Annotated in this window: 12 protein-coding genes and 1 pseudogene; 7 read left to right on the top strand and 6 right to left on the bottom strand. The window is 70.5% G+C overall.

Translation table 11 applies throughout. From position 1 onward, the window contains the following. Positions 1-171 precede the first annotated feature (171 nt). Positions 172-888 (bottom strand): hypothetical protein, encoded by a 717-nt coding sequence (locus tag M3Q35_RS40590; protein WP_273937875.1) that lies wholly within the window; start codon positions 886-888, stop codon positions 172-174. 182 nt (positions 889-1,070) lie between these two features. Between M3Q35_RS40590 and M3Q35_RS40585 the strand changes: the two genes are divergently transcribed. Both M3Q35_RS40585 and M3Q35_RS40580 read left to right on the top strand, forming a co-directional pair. Continuing rightward, positions 1,071-1,679 (top strand): RNA polymerase sigma factor, encoded by a 609-nt coding sequence (locus M3Q35_RS40585; protein ID WP_273937874.1) that lies wholly within the window; start codon positions 1,071-1,073, stop codon positions 1,677-1,679. Beyond that, a complete protein-coding gene (locus M3Q35_RS40580) occupies positions 1,676-2,425 on the top strand; it encodes a hypothetical protein (RefSeq protein WP_273937873.1) in 750 nt (249 codons plus the stop codon). The genes M3Q35_RS40585 and M3Q35_RS40580 overlap by 4 nt, the downstream gene beginning before the upstream one ends. 148 nt (positions 2,426-2,573) lie before the next feature. Here M3Q35_RS40580 and M3Q35_RS40575 read toward each other — a convergent pair whose 3' ends face one another. The 3 genes and pseudogenes from M3Q35_RS40575 to M3Q35_RS49160 form a co-directional block, all read right to left on the bottom strand. After that, positions 2,574-2,981 (bottom strand): hypothetical protein, encoded by a 408-nt coding sequence (locus M3Q35_RS40575; protein ID WP_273937872.1) that lies wholly within the window; start codon positions 2,979-2,981, stop codon positions 2,574-2,576. 11 nt (positions 2,982-2,992) lie between these two features. Then, entirely contained in the window at positions 2,993-4,180 is a 1,188-nt protein-coding gene (locus M3Q35_RS40570; RefSeq protein ID WP_476408951.1) for an RHS repeat-associated core domain-containing protein, read from the bottom strand. A gap of 434 nt (positions 4,181-4,614) precedes the next feature. Next, positions 4,615-6,375 (bottom strand): annotated as a pseudogene (locus M3Q35_RS49160) (DUF6531 domain-containing protein); the annotation flags it as partial. Between the two features lie 741 nt (positions 6,376-7,116). Here M3Q35_RS49160 and M3Q35_RS40560 point away from each other — a divergent pair. Both M3Q35_RS40560 and M3Q35_RS40555 read left to right on the top strand, forming a co-directional pair. Further along, positions 7,117-10,041, top strand: a complete 2,925-nt coding sequence (locus M3Q35_RS40560; RefSeq protein ID WP_273937870.1) for a protease pro-enzyme activation domain-containing protein — start codon at positions 7,117-7,119, stop codon at positions 10,039-10,041. After that, entirely contained in the window at positions 10,038-10,358 is a 321-nt protein-coding gene (locus tag M3Q35_RS40555) for a putative Ig domain-containing protein (protein WP_273937868.1), read from the top strand. Before M3Q35_RS40560 ends, M3Q35_RS40555 begins: the two co-directional genes overlap by 4 nt. A gap of 51 nt (positions 10,359-10,409) precedes the next feature. On the opposite strand, the gene M3Q35_RS40550 is transcribed toward M3Q35_RS40555, so the two are convergent. Both M3Q35_RS40550 and M3Q35_RS40545 read right to left on the bottom strand, forming a co-directional pair. After that, positions 10,410-11,342: an XRE family transcriptional regulator gene (locus M3Q35_RS40550; protein WP_273937867.1), complete on the bottom strand. Its 933-nt coding sequence runs from the start codon at positions 11,340-11,342 to the stop codon at positions 10,410-10,412. A gap of 65 nt (positions 11,343-11,407) precedes the next feature. Beyond that, positions 11,408-12,226: an NAD(P)H-binding protein gene (locus M3Q35_RS40545; RefSeq protein ID WP_273937866.1), complete on the bottom strand. Its 819-nt coding sequence runs from the start codon at positions 12,224-12,226 to the stop codon at positions 11,408-11,410. A 210-nt stretch (positions 12,227-12,436) separates the two neighbouring features. Here M3Q35_RS40545 and M3Q35_RS40540 point away from each other — a divergent pair, with 210 nt between their 5' ends. The 3 genes from M3Q35_RS40540 (at position 12,437) to M3Q35_RS40530 (ending at position 14,716) form a co-directional block, all read left to right on the top strand. Next, positions 12,437-13,111 carry a dihydrofolate reductase family protein gene (locus M3Q35_RS40540; protein ID WP_273937865.1) on the top strand — a complete coding sequence of 225 codons (675 nt, stop codon included), beginning with the start codon at positions 12,437-12,439 and terminating at the stop codon, positions 13,109-13,111. A gap of 196 nt (positions 13,112-13,307) precedes the next feature. Continuing rightward, positions 13,308-14,177, top strand: coding sequence for a hypothetical protein (locus tag M3Q35_RS40535; protein WP_273937864.1), 870 nt, complete (start codon positions 13,308-13,310; stop codon positions 14,175-14,177). Further along, the gene (locus M3Q35_RS40530; RefSeq protein WP_273937863.1) at positions 14,174-14,716 is read left to right on the top strand and encodes a hypothetical protein; all 543 of its coding nucleotides are present in this window, start codon (positions 14,174-14,176) and stop codon (positions 14,714-14,716) included. The genes M3Q35_RS40535 and M3Q35_RS40530 overlap by 4 nt, the downstream gene beginning before the upstream one ends. Positions 14,717-14,768 lie beyond the last annotated feature (52 nt).

The raw sequence follows: 14,768 nt of genomic DNA, 5'->3' as shown, positions 1-14,768 counted from the left end.
CGGCTGGCCCACGGTTAGGAAAGTTTCCTAATTATTGACCATGGGTCCCGCCCTGCCAAGGGGTCGCGCTCAGTGCGTGCCGTCCCCAAAACTGGACAGCTGGAGCCGGAAAAGCCGTGACCCGCACCACGTCACGTGATGCGGGTCACGGCCTACCTATATGAGGATTACTCAGCGACGGCGGGCGCGGAGCTTGGGAATGGCGATGAGGGCCGCGCCACCGAGCAGCAGGATGGCGGCGAGGATGACCAGCCAGCCGCCGCTGAAGCCGGTGTAGGCCAGCGGGGTGGTGTCAGCGGAGTCCGTGGTCGTGGTCGCCGCGGCCACAGCGGTCGTGGTGGTCGTCACCGGGGCGGTCGTGGTGGTGGTCGACGACGGCGCGGTGGTGGTGCTCGTGTTGCTGGTGCTGCTCGTGCTGCTGGTGGAGCTGGTGACACTGGTGCTGCTGGGCGGGCACGGCGTCTTGCTGGTCGTCGTGGTCTCGGTGCCGCAGGCGAACCAGTGGCTGATGGTGGCCGGCTTGCCGCTGTTGCCGGCGATGGGCGAGTGCAGGTTCGTCCACGGCAACGGGCCGAGCTTGCCGGGCGCGTAGACGTTGAAGGCGTCGCTGCCCTTGACCACGATGCCGGTGACGGTGGTGCCGTCGGGCACACCGGTCACGGTGACGTAGGTGTTGCTGGCGTCCACCTTCGCGGTGACCTTGATGATGGTGCCGGCCAGGTGGGCCTGCTCGCACGTGACGGCGTTGCCGGAGTGGACAACCGCCCGATCATCCCCTGACGGGGGCGGGGTGTCCGTGGCCGCGGCGGCCACACCGGACGCCACGAGCGTGGCGCCGAGCGTGAGCAGCACCGCGGTGGCGACTCTGAGCAGACCGGTTTTGACCATGGTGGACTCCAGGAAGCGGGCGGAAGGCTATGACGCGGCATCTTGCGCCGCTCGCTCCGCAATGGACAGTGTCGTTAGCTTTTCGTTAGACGACACGGTTTGTGGACACCACGCTCCGCAGTGGTTCCGTTGCGGCCCCGCATGCACCATGATGGCGCGGCGGGAGAGGCGGTGAGGCGCTGGTGTCGGAGCACCACGGAGAGGTGTCGGCGGCGTTGCGGGCGGCGCGGGAGGACGGGGACGAGGACGCCTTCCGGGTGCTGTACCGCGCGGTTCAACCGGGCCTGCTGCGCTACCTCCGTGTGCTGGTCGGCACCGATGCCGAGGACGTCGCCTCGGAGGCGTGGCTGCACATCGCGCGGGACTTGTCGACCTTCAAGGGCGACGAGGACGGCTTCCGCGGCTGGGCCGCCACGATCGCCCGCAACCGAGCCCTGGATCACCTGCGCCACCAGCGCAGACGCCCGGTCAGCGCGGCCACCGACGAGCAGCTGTCCGAGGTGCCGGCCCGCGAGGACACGGCCGAGTCCGCGGTGACCGCGATGGACACCGACGCGGCCCTGGCGTTGATCGCGAAACTGCCCCGTGACCAGGCCGAAGCGGTCCTGCTGCGTGCGGTCATGGGCCTCGATGCCACGGCCGCGGCCAAGGTCCTCGGCAAGCGTGCCGGCGCCGTGCGCATGGCGGCCCATCGCGGACTGCGCACGCTGGCCGATCTGCTGCCGGAAACCCGCAGGTCAGCGGGTGGTGTGACACATCTGTCCACCCCGACGCTGAAGCAGGTGAGATGAGCACGCACGACCGCCGCCCAGATCGGCGCACCGCTGAGGAGATGCTCGACGGTGCGCCGGCTGCGGGCGGCCACCCGCTGAACGCCCTGCTCGCCGTCGCGGCCGCCCCAGCCCGTGACAGCGAGCTGGCGGGTGAACACGCTGCGGTCGCGGCATTCCGCGCCGCTCGTCTCACCAGCGCAGCGCAGCCCCGGAGACCGTTGCTGGCGAAGTTGTTCAGCGCCAAGCTCGCGGCCGTCGTCGCCGTACTCGCCGTCGCCGCGGGCGGCGTCGCCACGGCCGCCGTCATCGGCTACCTGCCGGGACCACTGGGCGGGAACTCCCACGTCGCACCACCATCCCGCACCGGAGATCCCGGCTCGTCGGCGGTTGCCCCACCGCCGACGAGCCACCCGACAACCACCGAACACGAGAACGGTGCCGCGCCGACATCGGGCTCGCCGTCCCCGTCCTTGACCGGGCTGTGCAACGCCTTCACCGCCGGCGCCGGTTCGGACCACGGCAAAGCCCTGGACAACCCGGCGTTCTCCGCCCTGATCACCGCCGCCGGCGGACGGGACAAGGTCGACGCCTACTGCGCCGATCTGCTTGCCGGCAAACAGGAAAAGGGCTCGGCCACACCGACGACGACCACCACCACCAAGGAGAAGGACCACGGCGGCCAGGGTCACGGCCCGCCGAGCACGCACCCGGATCCTGGTCCGGACCATCCCACTGGTCCACCGACCACGCATCCGGGCCATTGAGCTCGTCAGACCTGCGGCGCCCGGGCCTCCCTCCCCGCGCCGCATGACGGACGGGCGGCGATGTGTACCCCCAGCCCACCGCCGCCCGTCCTTTTTCTTGCGCTACAACGGGTCAACGTTCCATCGCCGCACGCGCCGCGGCCGTGGTTCAGCGCCGGAGCACCAGCCACCGCAGCTTGCGCCGAACCGACTCGACCTTGAGCCACCGTGGCAGCTGTCGAAACGGCACGAACGACAGGACGTCGTCGAGCGCGGTCGAGGCGATGCCGTCCTTGCGGAAGCGGTGCAGCACTTCCCCGATCCGCGGGTCCAGCGTCTGGAACAGCCGGGCGCTGTGCCCGGCGGCAGTGAATCCGAGCCGCCGGGTTTCCACGTCGTCGGACTCGATGGCCCGCACCACCCGCGGTGCGACGGCGTCGAGGTCCTCGTTGTTCAAGGCCAGCCCCACGACCGCGATGCCGACGTGTTTCTCCTTGCGGGCGAAGGCGTCGTCCACCTCCGCCGGGTCGTCGACGGCCAGCAGCCCACGCCCGGTCGCCCAGTCGATGTCGTCCACGGTTCCGTTTCCTAGTCGCTGTCCGGGGGCAGGACCCGGTTCTTCTTGCCGACCATGCCGTTCCGCTTGAGCATGGTCATGATCTTGGACGGGATGGTGTCCGGATCGGGCACGTGCCCGTGGTAGTACTCCTTGGTGATGTTGCCGTCCTTGTCCTCCTCGTAGTGGTGCCGGTCGAGCACGACGATCTCGCCGTTCTCGTGGTCGACACCGTAGCGGCGGAACACCGCGGGGTTGTCCGGGTCGGGGTCGATCGACCGGTCCAGCGCGGCCTGGCCGTTGGTCGGCCGACGGCTCGACACGCCCCGCGAGGTCTGCCGTTCGCTGCGGCCGTGCTTGCCGTACGAGGAGTCGTCGTAGATCCGCTTCGGCTGGCACTTCAGGCCGAGCGGATCGAACCAGGTGATCGGGTTGGGCACGTAGGCGTGCGGATTGGGGCCGCCGTCGAGGCCGAGCGGATCCGGTGAGAGATAGCCGCCGGCGGCGGGATCGTAGTAGCGGTACAGGTTGTAGTCGTGCCCGGTCTCCCCGTCGTGGTACTGCCCGGGAAACCGGAGCGGGCACCGGGCCGGCTGGCCCAGCACTGCGCCCCAGAGCGTGGTGTCGGCCCGCCAGGCCACCTCGCCGCGATCGTCGACCAGTTCGGCCGGCGCGCCGACGAGATCGGTGACGATCGCGTAGAACTGCCGGTCGATCCAGCCCTGCGACGCGTCGCGCACACGATCGGCCTGGGTGAGCGGCGTGACGCCGTCCGGCCGGTGGGTCCAGGTCGTGATGTGCCCGCCGGAATGGGCCTGCTCGGCCAGGGTCGCGCCGTCCCAGGTGAAGTCGGTGCGTTCGGCGATCTGCCCGTCGGCGGCGAGCCGCAGCTTGTGCACGCGACGGCCGTAGGCGTCATACCCGTAGCGCCAGACGACCCCGTCGGGGGTGGTGACCGAGGCCAGGCGGTCGTCGGCGTCCCACGAGTAACGCCAGACGCGAACCTGGCCGGACAGGGTCCGGGCCTGCCGCATGATCACCCGGCCCTGGCCGTCGTGGTCGTAGCGGACGTTGCCGGCGGCGCGGACCAGCGTGCCGGTGACCTGCCCCTGTTCGACGTTGCCGCTGGCGTCGTAGCGATAGCTTTCCCGACGCTCGACGCCCTGCATCTCGGTGACCCGGCCGAGCGGATCCAGGTCGAACTGCCGGACACCGGCCAGCTGGTCGACGATGTTGGTGACGGCGTCGTCGGCGCGGTAGGTGTACGCACGCCGCTGGAGAAGCCGCCGACCGGCCGGGCCGGGGCGGTCAACGCCTGGGTGCGCAAGCGGTGGTTGGCGTCCCAGGTCTGGTCGAGCGTCAGGGCGCCGAGGCGGCGGGACACCTCCCGCCCGGCCGTGTCGTAGCCGAACTCCAGCCGCCGCGCAGCAGTGTCCACAGTGGTCAGATTGCCGGCCGGATCGAAGTGCCAGCGGGTTTCCGCACCGCTGGCGGTGATCCGTCGGACCCGGCGCCCGACCGCGTCATAACCGTTGGACACGGTACGGCCGTTGGTGGTCTGGGCGACGAGCCGTCCCAGCGGGTCGTACGCGGACACCACATCCGCGTCGCGGTTGGTGGCACGTACGATCCGGTCGGCCGCGTCATAGGCCAGCGTGGTCACGTTGTCGCCGGCGCGGCGCTCGACCACGCGCCCCAACGCATCCCGGCTGAACGTGACCGTCTGGCCGGCCCCGTTGGTCCGGGCGGCCAGCTGTCCGGCGGCATCGCGCTCGTAGCGCACGGTGCGGCCGTTGAAGTCGGTCTCACCGATCAGGTCGCCGGCCGGATCGTAGTCGTAGCGCCACACCAGGCCGGCCGGGTTGGTCACCGCGACCAGGCCCAGTTCGGTGTTGTAGGTGAACCCGGTCCGTTCGCCGTTGCGGTCGACATGGGCGACCGGCAGGTCGAACGGGCCGTACTCGGTGCGTTCGAGCTGGCCGAGCGCGTCGACGTGCTCGACCTGGTTTCCTTCCCCGTCATAGGACCAGCGCTGCACCGCGCCGTCGGGCTCACGCCGCCACGCCGGCTTGCCGTCGGCGGTCCATCCCAGCTCCGTGGTGCCGCCCAAGGGATCCACGACGGCGGTGACCCGGCCGAACGCGTCACGGACGTAGCTTGTGTTCGCTCCCAACGGATCCGTCACCGCGACCGGCAGACCGGCCCGGTCGCAGACGATCCTGGTCACCGCACCGAGCGCGTCGGTGACCGAGGCCAGGTGATTGCTCTCGTCGTAGCCGAAGCGGGTCGTGGCGCCGAGCGGGTCGGTCTCGGCCACGACCGAGCCGACGGCGTCGTACTCCCAGCGGGAGACCGCCCCGTCCGGGTCGACCAACGTGATCGGCAGACGGAAGTCGTTGTATTCGGCCAACGTCTGCGAACCGTCGGGGCGCGTCACCCGCAGCACGTCGCCGTCGTCGGTGCGCTCGAACCGGGTCGTGCGCCCCAGTGGATCGGTGCGGGCGGACACCCGGTCGTAGCGGTCGAACTCCGAGACGATCTCCCCGCCGACCGGGTCGACGATCCTGACGACCTGCAACGCCTCGTTCAGGTGGTAGCGCGTGCTGTGCCCCAACGAGTTCGTCGCCGTGGTGACCAGGCCGACGGTGTCGTAGTCGAACGTGTAGTCGAGATGGCCGCCGTCGCCTTCGCCGCGCACGCACCGGCCGACGGCGTCGTAGCCGTAGCGGTAGGACATGCCGTTGCGGTCGATCCACTCGGTGAGCCGGCCTTCCGCGTCGTAGGCCAGCCGTAGCGGCTGGTCGGCGGCGTTGAACACCTCGGTCAGCCGGTCCTGGTCGTCGTAGCCGAACCGCCGGACCGTGACGTCGCCGTCCTCGGTGCGCACCGCCAGCCCGGTGATCAGTTCGCCGCTCGTGCCGACGACGACGTGGTAGCCGCCCGTATGCCGGACGGCCACCGGTATGCCACCCGGCCCGTGCTCGATGTCGATCCGGTCGGCCGCGCGGTTGGAGATCGAGGTCAACGGCGCCAGCTCGTCGTCGCCCGCGAAGTCCAGCGTCAGCCCGGTTTCCGGGATCCGTACCCGGTAGCCGTCCTCGACGCGGCTCAGTGGCCAGCGCGGACCTTCCACCGGCAGCACCGCGTCGCCGTCGGCGGACGGTGTCGGATAGGACAGCAGCATGCCGTCGTCGGTCACGAAGACGACGCCGTCGGCGTCGATCTCCAACCGTTGGTCCACAGTGGACGCCCAGCTCGGGCCGAACCGGCGGCCGGCCCGATAGGACGACAGGTGGGTCCTGGCCAGGACCAGGGGCAGCGTGCCGGGCAGTTCGACGTCGATGTGGGTGAGCAGCACGTCACCCGTGGCCATGTCGATGGGGTCGCCGCCGGTGCATTTCTTGCCGTTGGGCACCGCGGACCGGCGGGCGTTGCCGCCGAGCAGCCGCCGTGCCCGGGACGGCTTGCCGCTGCCGCCGCTGCCCACCCGGGTGGCGCTGCGGCGGCCGCCGCCCTTCGGGTCGATGTCGCCCTTGCCGCCCGAGTGATGCCGCTTGAGCAGACCGGCGGCGTGGTTGTCGGCGTCCTCGTGCAGGTTCGCGGTCGTGTGCAGCCGCTTGCCGGCGCCTTCCACGACCCGGCCGCCCTCGCTGAACACCTTGCCGGTGATCTGCACGCCCTTGCCGAACGCCTTGGCCACCACGGCGCCGATCCCGGAGCGGTCCCCGCCGGCGTGCGAGACCAGGCTCTGGCCGGCCGACTCCAGCTTCTGCCCGCCCTCAGCCAGCTTCCCGCCGAAGGCACTGAGCTTGCCGCCCGAACTGCGCAGATGGTCCGGGTGAATATTGATCTTGCTCACGGGTCCCCCAGCCGGCTCGTCCTCACGGCAACGGTAGGCCACCGACCGTCGCCGCACGGCCGATCGGCGAACTTCCGCCCCGGACGAGTTCGCCGGCCCACAGGCCGCACACCCTCCGTCGGAACGGTTGAACACCGCGGGAAACTGTGGACGCCTGGTCACCAATGACCACCCTGAGCTGCGGAAATCCCGAAGAGTAGACCCGAGCTGTTGACGGAACTGAATTTCCACTCAGGGGATTCGTCGGGCAATTCCTCTCGTTAGCGTCGCCGAACACGGCAATCTCAGGAGGAAGGCATGCCCTTATCCCTGCATTTCGGGAGGCTGGTCGCCGCGGCGACCGGCCTGGTACTGGCGACGGCGGCCCTGTCAACGCCGACGGCGACCGCACAGCCCGGGCGGGTGCCGCTGACCGGCGCTTCGACGGCCCCGGCCGGGGCGCAGCGCGGAGCCCGGCTCGCCGGTGACACCCGGGTCGATCTGGCGATCTCCCTCAAGCCGCACGACCAGGCCGGCCTGAACCGGTTCGTCGCCGCGGTCAGCGATCCACGCTCGCCGCAGTACCGCCACCACCTCACGAGCGCCCAGTACAACGACCGGTTCGCGCCCACCGCATCTGACGTTCGACAGGTGACGGATTTCCTTCAGGCACAAGGACTTTCGATCACGTCCAGGTCGGCCAACCGGCAGGTCGTTGACGCGGCCGGCCCGGCCGACAAGGTCGAGGCGGCGTTCGGCACGCGGCTGAGCACCTACACCGCCGGCGGCGAACGGTTCCACGCCAACGACACCGCACCGACGATCCCGAGCACCCTGGCCGGCATCGTCCGCGGCGTCGCCGGACTGTCGGACCGAACGGCCGCGCACCGGTCCGCCGCACCGGGCGGCCCCGGCGGCCCTGGCGGTGGTTACACGCCGGCCCAGTTCCGCACCGCGTACGGCATGAGCAGCATCTCGGGCTCCTACAACGGATCCGGGCAGACCGTCGGCCTGATCGAGTTCGACGCGTTCAAGCAGTCCGACCTGAACTCGTGGACCCAGTACTTCAAGCAGCCGTCGGTCAGCCCCAAGGTGGTCCCGGTCGACGGCGGCGTCTCCTCGCCGGGCAGCGACCAGCTGGAGGTGACGCTGGACGTGGAGGCGGTCGCCGCCACCGCGCCCGGCGCCGCACAGGTCGTCTACGAGGCGCCGAACAGCGACAAGGCGTGGGTCGACGAGATGGCCAAGATCGCCGGCGACAACGCGGTCACCGTGCTGTCCAACTCCTGGCTGCTGGGCGAGAAGTGCGAGGCCGACCCGATCAATCCCTCGCACGACTCGTACTCGCAGCTGGCCGCCCAGGGCGTCACGCTGCTGTCGGCCTCGGGCGACTGGGGCGCAACGGGTTGCGGCTACAACGGCGACAATTCCACCGTGCAGGCCGACTATCCGCCGAGCGACCCGCTGTTCACCGGCGTCGGCGGCACGCAGCTGCGTACCAGCGACAGTGCCGGCACCTACCAGTCCGAGTCGTGCTGGAACCAGGGCAGCTCCGGCAACACGCGTTCCGGCGGCGGCTACTCCCAGCTGTTCGACCGCCCCAGCTGGCAGACCGGCACCAACGCGCACCGCTCGGTGCCCGATGTCGCGCTGGACGCGGACTACGGCGCCGGCGCGCTGTCGGTGTACATGAACGGCGGCTGGCAGGACGTCGGCGGCACCAGCCTCTCCTCCCCGCTGTGGGCCGGCTACGTCGCGATGGTCAATCAGAAGGCCAAGGCCGGCGACAAGAACACCGTCGGCGCGATGAACCCCACCCTGTACGCCATCGCCGGCTCTTCCCAGTACGCCAACACCTTCCACGACGTCACCACCGGCAACAACGGCACCTACAGCGCCGGCACCGGCTACGACCTGTGCACCGGCTGGGGATCGATGCGAGGTGACAACCTGGCCGACCCGCTGATCAACGGCACGGGTCCCGCGCCCAGCAACGACTTCTCGCTCGCCGCGGACCCGTCCTCGGTCAGCGTCGACCCGGGCAAGTCGGTGACCGCCACCATCAGCTCGACGATCACCAAGGGCTCGGCGCAATCCGTCGACCTCACCGCCGGCGGTCTGCCGGCCGGCGTCACCGCGACGTTCTCGCCGACTTCCGTCACAGCCGGCCAAAGTGCCACCCTCACGTTGGCCGCATCGGCGTCCGCGGCCGCCGGCAATGCGACGATCACCGTGACCGGCAAGGGATCCGACGCCACCCACACGACGACCGTCGCGCTCACCGTCAACGGCACCGGAACCGGCGACTTCTCGCTCAGCACCGATCCGACCTCGTTGAGTGTCGCAATAGGACAGTCCGCGCAGGCGACCGTGAAGACCGCGGCCGCCGTCAGGTCGAATGTGGTCGGCGGCGAGCCGACCACCGTCGACCAGTACCCGTTCATGATCTCGATGCGCCGGGACGGCAGCGTGTTCCCCGGCCAGCAGTCGTGCAGCATGGCGCTGGTCGGACCGCACACCGTGGTCGGCGCCGCGCACTGCCTGCTGGAGAAGGCCGGCACGAAGTGGTTCGTCTACGGCGCGACCAATCTCAACGACACCGGGTTCCGGGCCGACATCGCGTCGTCCTGGACCGATCCGGCCTACACCAGCTGGGAGAACGGCCACGACGTCGCCGTGATCACGCTGGACCGGGACGTCCCGGTGCCGGCCGGCATCCAGTATCCGACCATCGCCACCGACACCTCGCTGAACAAGCCCGGCACCATGGGCCGGGCCCTCGGCTGGGGCAAGACCGGCGCCGACACCTACTCCGATGTGTTGCGCACGGCGGAGTTCCCGGTGGCCGAGGACTCGGGCTGCGCCAACCAGACCGACGAGTCGTCGTACTGGAAGAACGACGGGTCCATGCTGTGCACCGGTTACGCCGACGGCCACAAGGGCGTCTGCGTCGGTGACAGCGGCAGCCCGTTCCTGGTGGGCAACCAGATCATCGGCTTCTTCTCGTGGATGTCCAACGCCTGCAACACCTACGGTGTGTACGCCCGCGTCACCACCTACGCCGACGAGATCAAGGCCCAGCTGCCGACCAGCGGGACCGGCGGCATCGCGCTGAGCGCCGACGGATTGCCGGCCGGCGCGACCGCGTCCTTCTCCCCCGGCTCGGTCGACGCCGGCGGGTCGTCGACGCTGACCATCGCCACCAGTTCGTCGACGCCGGCCGGTACCTACAAGGCACCGTGACCGGCAAGAACGCCCAACACACCCACACCGCCACGATCAGCCTCACCGTGCAGCCGGGCAGTTCCGGCCCCGTCACGGTGGCCGATCCCGGCTTCCAGTTGGTGCACAACCAAACCGTCACCCTGTCGCTGAAGGCCAGCGGCGGCACCGGGAGCTACCGGTGGTCGGCCACCGGCCTGCCGCCCGGCCTGTCCCTCGATCCCGCCACCGGGGTGATCACCGGCCGGCCGGCCACCGGCTCGTACCAGTCACCCGTCACCGCGACCGACACCGCCGGGGCCAGCGGCAAGACCACCGTGTACTGGTTCGTCTACTGAGGACCGACTCCGGCACTCGGGCAGGCGGGTTCCGGAAAGGGCCGTCGCAGCTCACGAGGCTGCGGCGGCCCGCTCGCCCCATTCCCAGCGCAGACCGACGATTCCCGGGCCGGCGTCCGGCACCACCAGGTGCGCGGTCGCCGAAGCACCCAGCCACAGCGGGCCTTCCACGTGCCGGGGCGCACCCGGCGCTGCCTGGTGGTACGGCATGCAGCTCGCCGGCACGTCGTCGTTGAACGCCACCTGTAGCAGGTACTGCCGGCTGGCCCGGGTGAACCGCCGGTCGTAGGAGGTCAGCGGCAGGCCGGCGGGATAGGTGAAGCCGTACTCGACGACCGTCCGCTCGCCGGCCCCGAGTCGTTGCTCCAGCAGGAGTTCGCACACCATCGCCGCGTTCGAGGCGTCCACCCGGATCCGGCCGGGCCGGCAGTAGGCCAGCCCGTCCAGGCTCGGCCGCACCGGATCCTCGGCCCACTGGTAGACCACGCACCGGTCGACCCGGTCCACCGCCGCCTCCAGCACCAGCCTGGTCCGCACCGACCGCAGATACCGGTCGCCGTCGACCGAGACGTGTTCGTGCACGGCCAGATAACGCACCTGGCCTTCCGGCGGGGCCGAGATGTCGGCCAGCAGCGGCCCGCAGGCCGTCCACAGCCGGCGCCGGTCAACCGAGGCTGCCTCGGATCCCACGGTACGTCCGCGCGGGCGGGGCGGTCCGAGCAGTGCCACCAAGGATTCCGCCGGCAGGCCGAGCAGATCCTCCAGCGCCCGGATCGCCCGTAACGACTCCGTCCGCTCGGGACGGCTGCGGCCTCGGCGCCAGTAGCTCAGCGCCGCCCGGCTCACCCGCACGTCCCGCGCCGCGAGGTGCTGCTGCACGCGGTCGAGGCTCAAGCCCCGCACGGTCATCGCACGATCGAGCGCCTGGGCGAACGTGCCGTGGCGCAGCAGTCTGCGCAGCTCGCGGTCGTTCGTCGGAAGCATTCGTCTCACCTCCAGACGGACGAATGCTAGCGGCCGACTACCCCGCGCGACAGGGCTGCGCTACGTCACTTGAACCGGGCCACGTTGGCCGCGGCCCAGTCCGCGAACGTCCGCGGCGGGCGGCCGGTCACCTGCTCCACGGTCGGGAAAACCGTTGCCTCGTCGAGCTTTCCGTCCGAGTAGAAGCCGAAGAAGGCGTCCACGTACTCGGCCGGCATCTGCGCCAGCATGTCCGCGCGGGCCTCGTCGTCCGGCTGCGCCTCGTAGCGCAATTCCCGCCCCAGCGCCTCGCCGAGGATCCGGACACGATCCCCCGGCCGCAGCGCTTCCGGCCCGGTCACCGCATATTCGCGGCCTTCGTGCTCCGCCGACACCAGCGCTTTCGCCGCCACCGCCGCGATGTCCGCCGGGTCGATCACCGCCGACGGCACGTCCGCCCATGGCGCCCGCACCACGCCCCGCTTGATCTGTTCCGTCCACTGGAACGCGTTCGTCATGAACATGCGTGGCCGCACCATCGTCCAGGCCAGCCCCGACGCTCGCAGCGCGTCTTCCGTGTCGATCATGTAGCGCGCGACCGCGTTCGTCCGATCACCCGTCTCCGCCGAGCCGCCCGACAGCAGCACCACCCGCCGCACGCCGGCCTTCTCCGCCTCCGTGAAGATGTCCGGCGAGTATCCGCTGAGCAGGAACAGCGCGTCCGCCCCCGTCAGCCCCGGCCCGAGCGTCGCCGGGTCCGTCAGATCCCCCGCCACCGCCTTCGCCCCCGCCGGCACCCCTTTCGCCGGATCCCGCACCAGCGCCGTCACCGCTTCGTCCGCCTCAAGCAGGTGGCGGACCACTTCACGCCCCACGTTCCCGGTCGCCCCAGCCACCACGATCATCCGCCGATACTAGGCCGCACGGTCCGTACTTGTGCGGGTATTGCTGACGGCTACGTCAGGTCCGCAGGTGCAACGCCCCCACGGCAATCCCGCGGAACCACCAGGTCAGAGGCCATGTCGAAGGTTCGTCGAGAAAAATCCCCGGCCGATGTAGAGAATCGTCGTCGGCATCCGACCTGTGGGTGAAACCGCAGATGGGAAGGGGTAGTCATGACGACATCACCGGCCGGGGAGCAGCTGGTCCGGGTGCACAACCTGGGCGTGTCGATCGACGGGTTCGCCACCGGCGAGGGGCAGTCGCGGGAAACGCCGTTCGGGCACGCCGGGCAGCGGCTGACCGAGTGGTTCTTCGACACCGCATGGGCCCACGAGATGTGGGGCAGCGGCCCGGGCGGCAGCCGGGGTGTGGACAACGCCCTGACCGAGAGCGCCTTCCGGGGTGTCGGCGCGGAGATCATGGGCCGCAACAAGTTCGGCTACCAGCGCGGGCCGTGGGAGGACGAGTCGTGGCGCGGCTGGTGGGGCGAGGAGCCGCCTTTCCACACTCCCGTCTACGTCCTCACCCACTACCCCCGGCCGTCGCTGGAAATGGAGGGCGGCACCGTCTTCCACTTCCGCGACGCTTCCCCGCAGGACGTCCTCGCCGAGGCCAAGAAGGCGGCCAACGGCCTCGACGTGCGCATCGGCGGCGGCCCCACCGTCGTCCGCGACTTCCTCGCCGCCGACCTCGTCGACCACCTCCACGTCGTGATCGTGCCGATCGTGCTTGGCCGCGGCGTCCGCCTGTGGGACAGCCTGGAAGGCCTCGAGCAGCGCTTCACCGTCGAGACCGCCTCCTCCCCCAAGGGCGTCTCGCACATGATCTTCAGCCGCCGCACCTCTTGATCGGTCTCGCCGCGCACCCGCCCCGCGGGTGCGCGGCACCACCCCTGTGACGGTCACCCTGAGTGATCACAGTGCGGTACATTCACCCCCTAAGGGGATGCACGAATGGTCGAACGGCTGCCAGACTCCGACAGCTCTGTCAGCCAAGATCGATGCACGCCGCCCCGCATCCGATCGAAGACCTGGGGACGTCGTGATGATCCGTGGCAGCCTGTCCGCTCCGGGTTGGCCACGTGGCTTGTGGTGGCGCAGTTCCCAGCTCCAGCGACTGGCGGTGACCGGCGTGGCCACGACGGTCGGGTTGGTGCTGTCCGGCGCGGCGCTGTTCCCGCCCGTCGCCCGGCCCGCCTTCCTCGGCGGTGCCACGACGACAACCGACTCGCCGCACGAAACCACGACCGCGGACTCCGCGATACCGGTTGTCCCGCCAACGCCGGAAGACGCCGCGATCACCGTGACGACAGTGTCGACGGTGGCCCAGTTCGAGGGAGTCGACAGTGCCGGCCACGCGGTGGCGGTTCGCGTGCACGGCATCGTTGCCCTGACGGGATGCTGGTCGGCCGAATCGACGGCACAGGCGAAGCAGGCTCTGCTGGGCAAGCACGTGTGGCTGGTCCACGCGCCCGCCGGACAGGCTCACGTCACCGCCCAGGTCCTGCTGCCCGATCGCCACGACTACGCGCTCACCATGGTGCACGCGGGGGCGGCTCGGGCCGACACCGGGCCCGGTCAGGCGGCCTTCGCGGCCGCGGAGGCCGACTCCCAGCACGACCACCGTGGCCTGTGGGGTTCGTCGTGCGCGCCGACGCCCAGCGCGGGATCAACCACCACCCAGACGACGCCGACCGGCTCCACCACCACGACATCCGCCCAGCAGTCCACGGCCTCCCCACCGCCGGCCACGTCCACCTCGGACGAACCACCCGTCACGACGACTTCCGGCGATGGACACGCGCGGGTGGGCCAGCCGTGCTCGCCGGAGGGCGCGACCGACGTCACCGCCCAGGGGCAGGCCGTGACCTGCGTGCGGGGCCCGGGCGGCAACGATCGGTGGCGCAAGTCGTGACCGCGGAGCGCGAGACCGACCTCGCCGTCGACGAGTTCTTCACCGCCTTCGCCCATCGGCGCAAGACGACGCCGCCCAATCTGACGCTGCCCGACGGCAGCCGTCCGCTCGGGTTGACCCCGGACGGCCTGGTGCGCACCACCGGCTGGCTCCAGTTCGGCAAGCGGCCCGTCGACTCGGCACTGGTTGCGGCGGCGGTCGGCCTGCTGGCGGCCGTCATGATCACGATCCGGGTGCTGCCGGTCTTCGTCGGTATCAGCGGCCTGCTCCCGTTGCTGCCGACGGCCTGCTACCTGTCCTGGCGGGCCCTGACGAAACGGCTGCTGCCATCGTCCGGCAGCCGCAACGTGGCCACGGTGACCGTGGCGGAGCTGCGGGTCGGCGACTGGGTGCGGCTGCACGGCTCGATCGGTCCCGTCGGCGAGGTCGCGGCGGTCGCGGCAGAGGTCGATGGTCGGAGCGAGGTGGAGTTCCTCGGCGGCGTCAAGAAGGAGTGGTCCGTCCAGGATCGGCTGCACCTTGTCGAACTCTTGGACTAGGGCGCGGCAAAGTCGCCAAGGTGGTTGCGGATCCGCCCCAGTGGCGTCCGGG

It is taken from the genome of Kutzneria chonburiensis (genome assembly GCF_028622115.1).
Lineage (GTDB): Bacteria > Actinomycetota > Actinomycetes > Mycobacteriales > Pseudonocardiaceae > Kutzneria > Kutzneria chonburiensis.
This window is presented reverse-complemented; position numbering and strand designations above follow the sequence as displayed.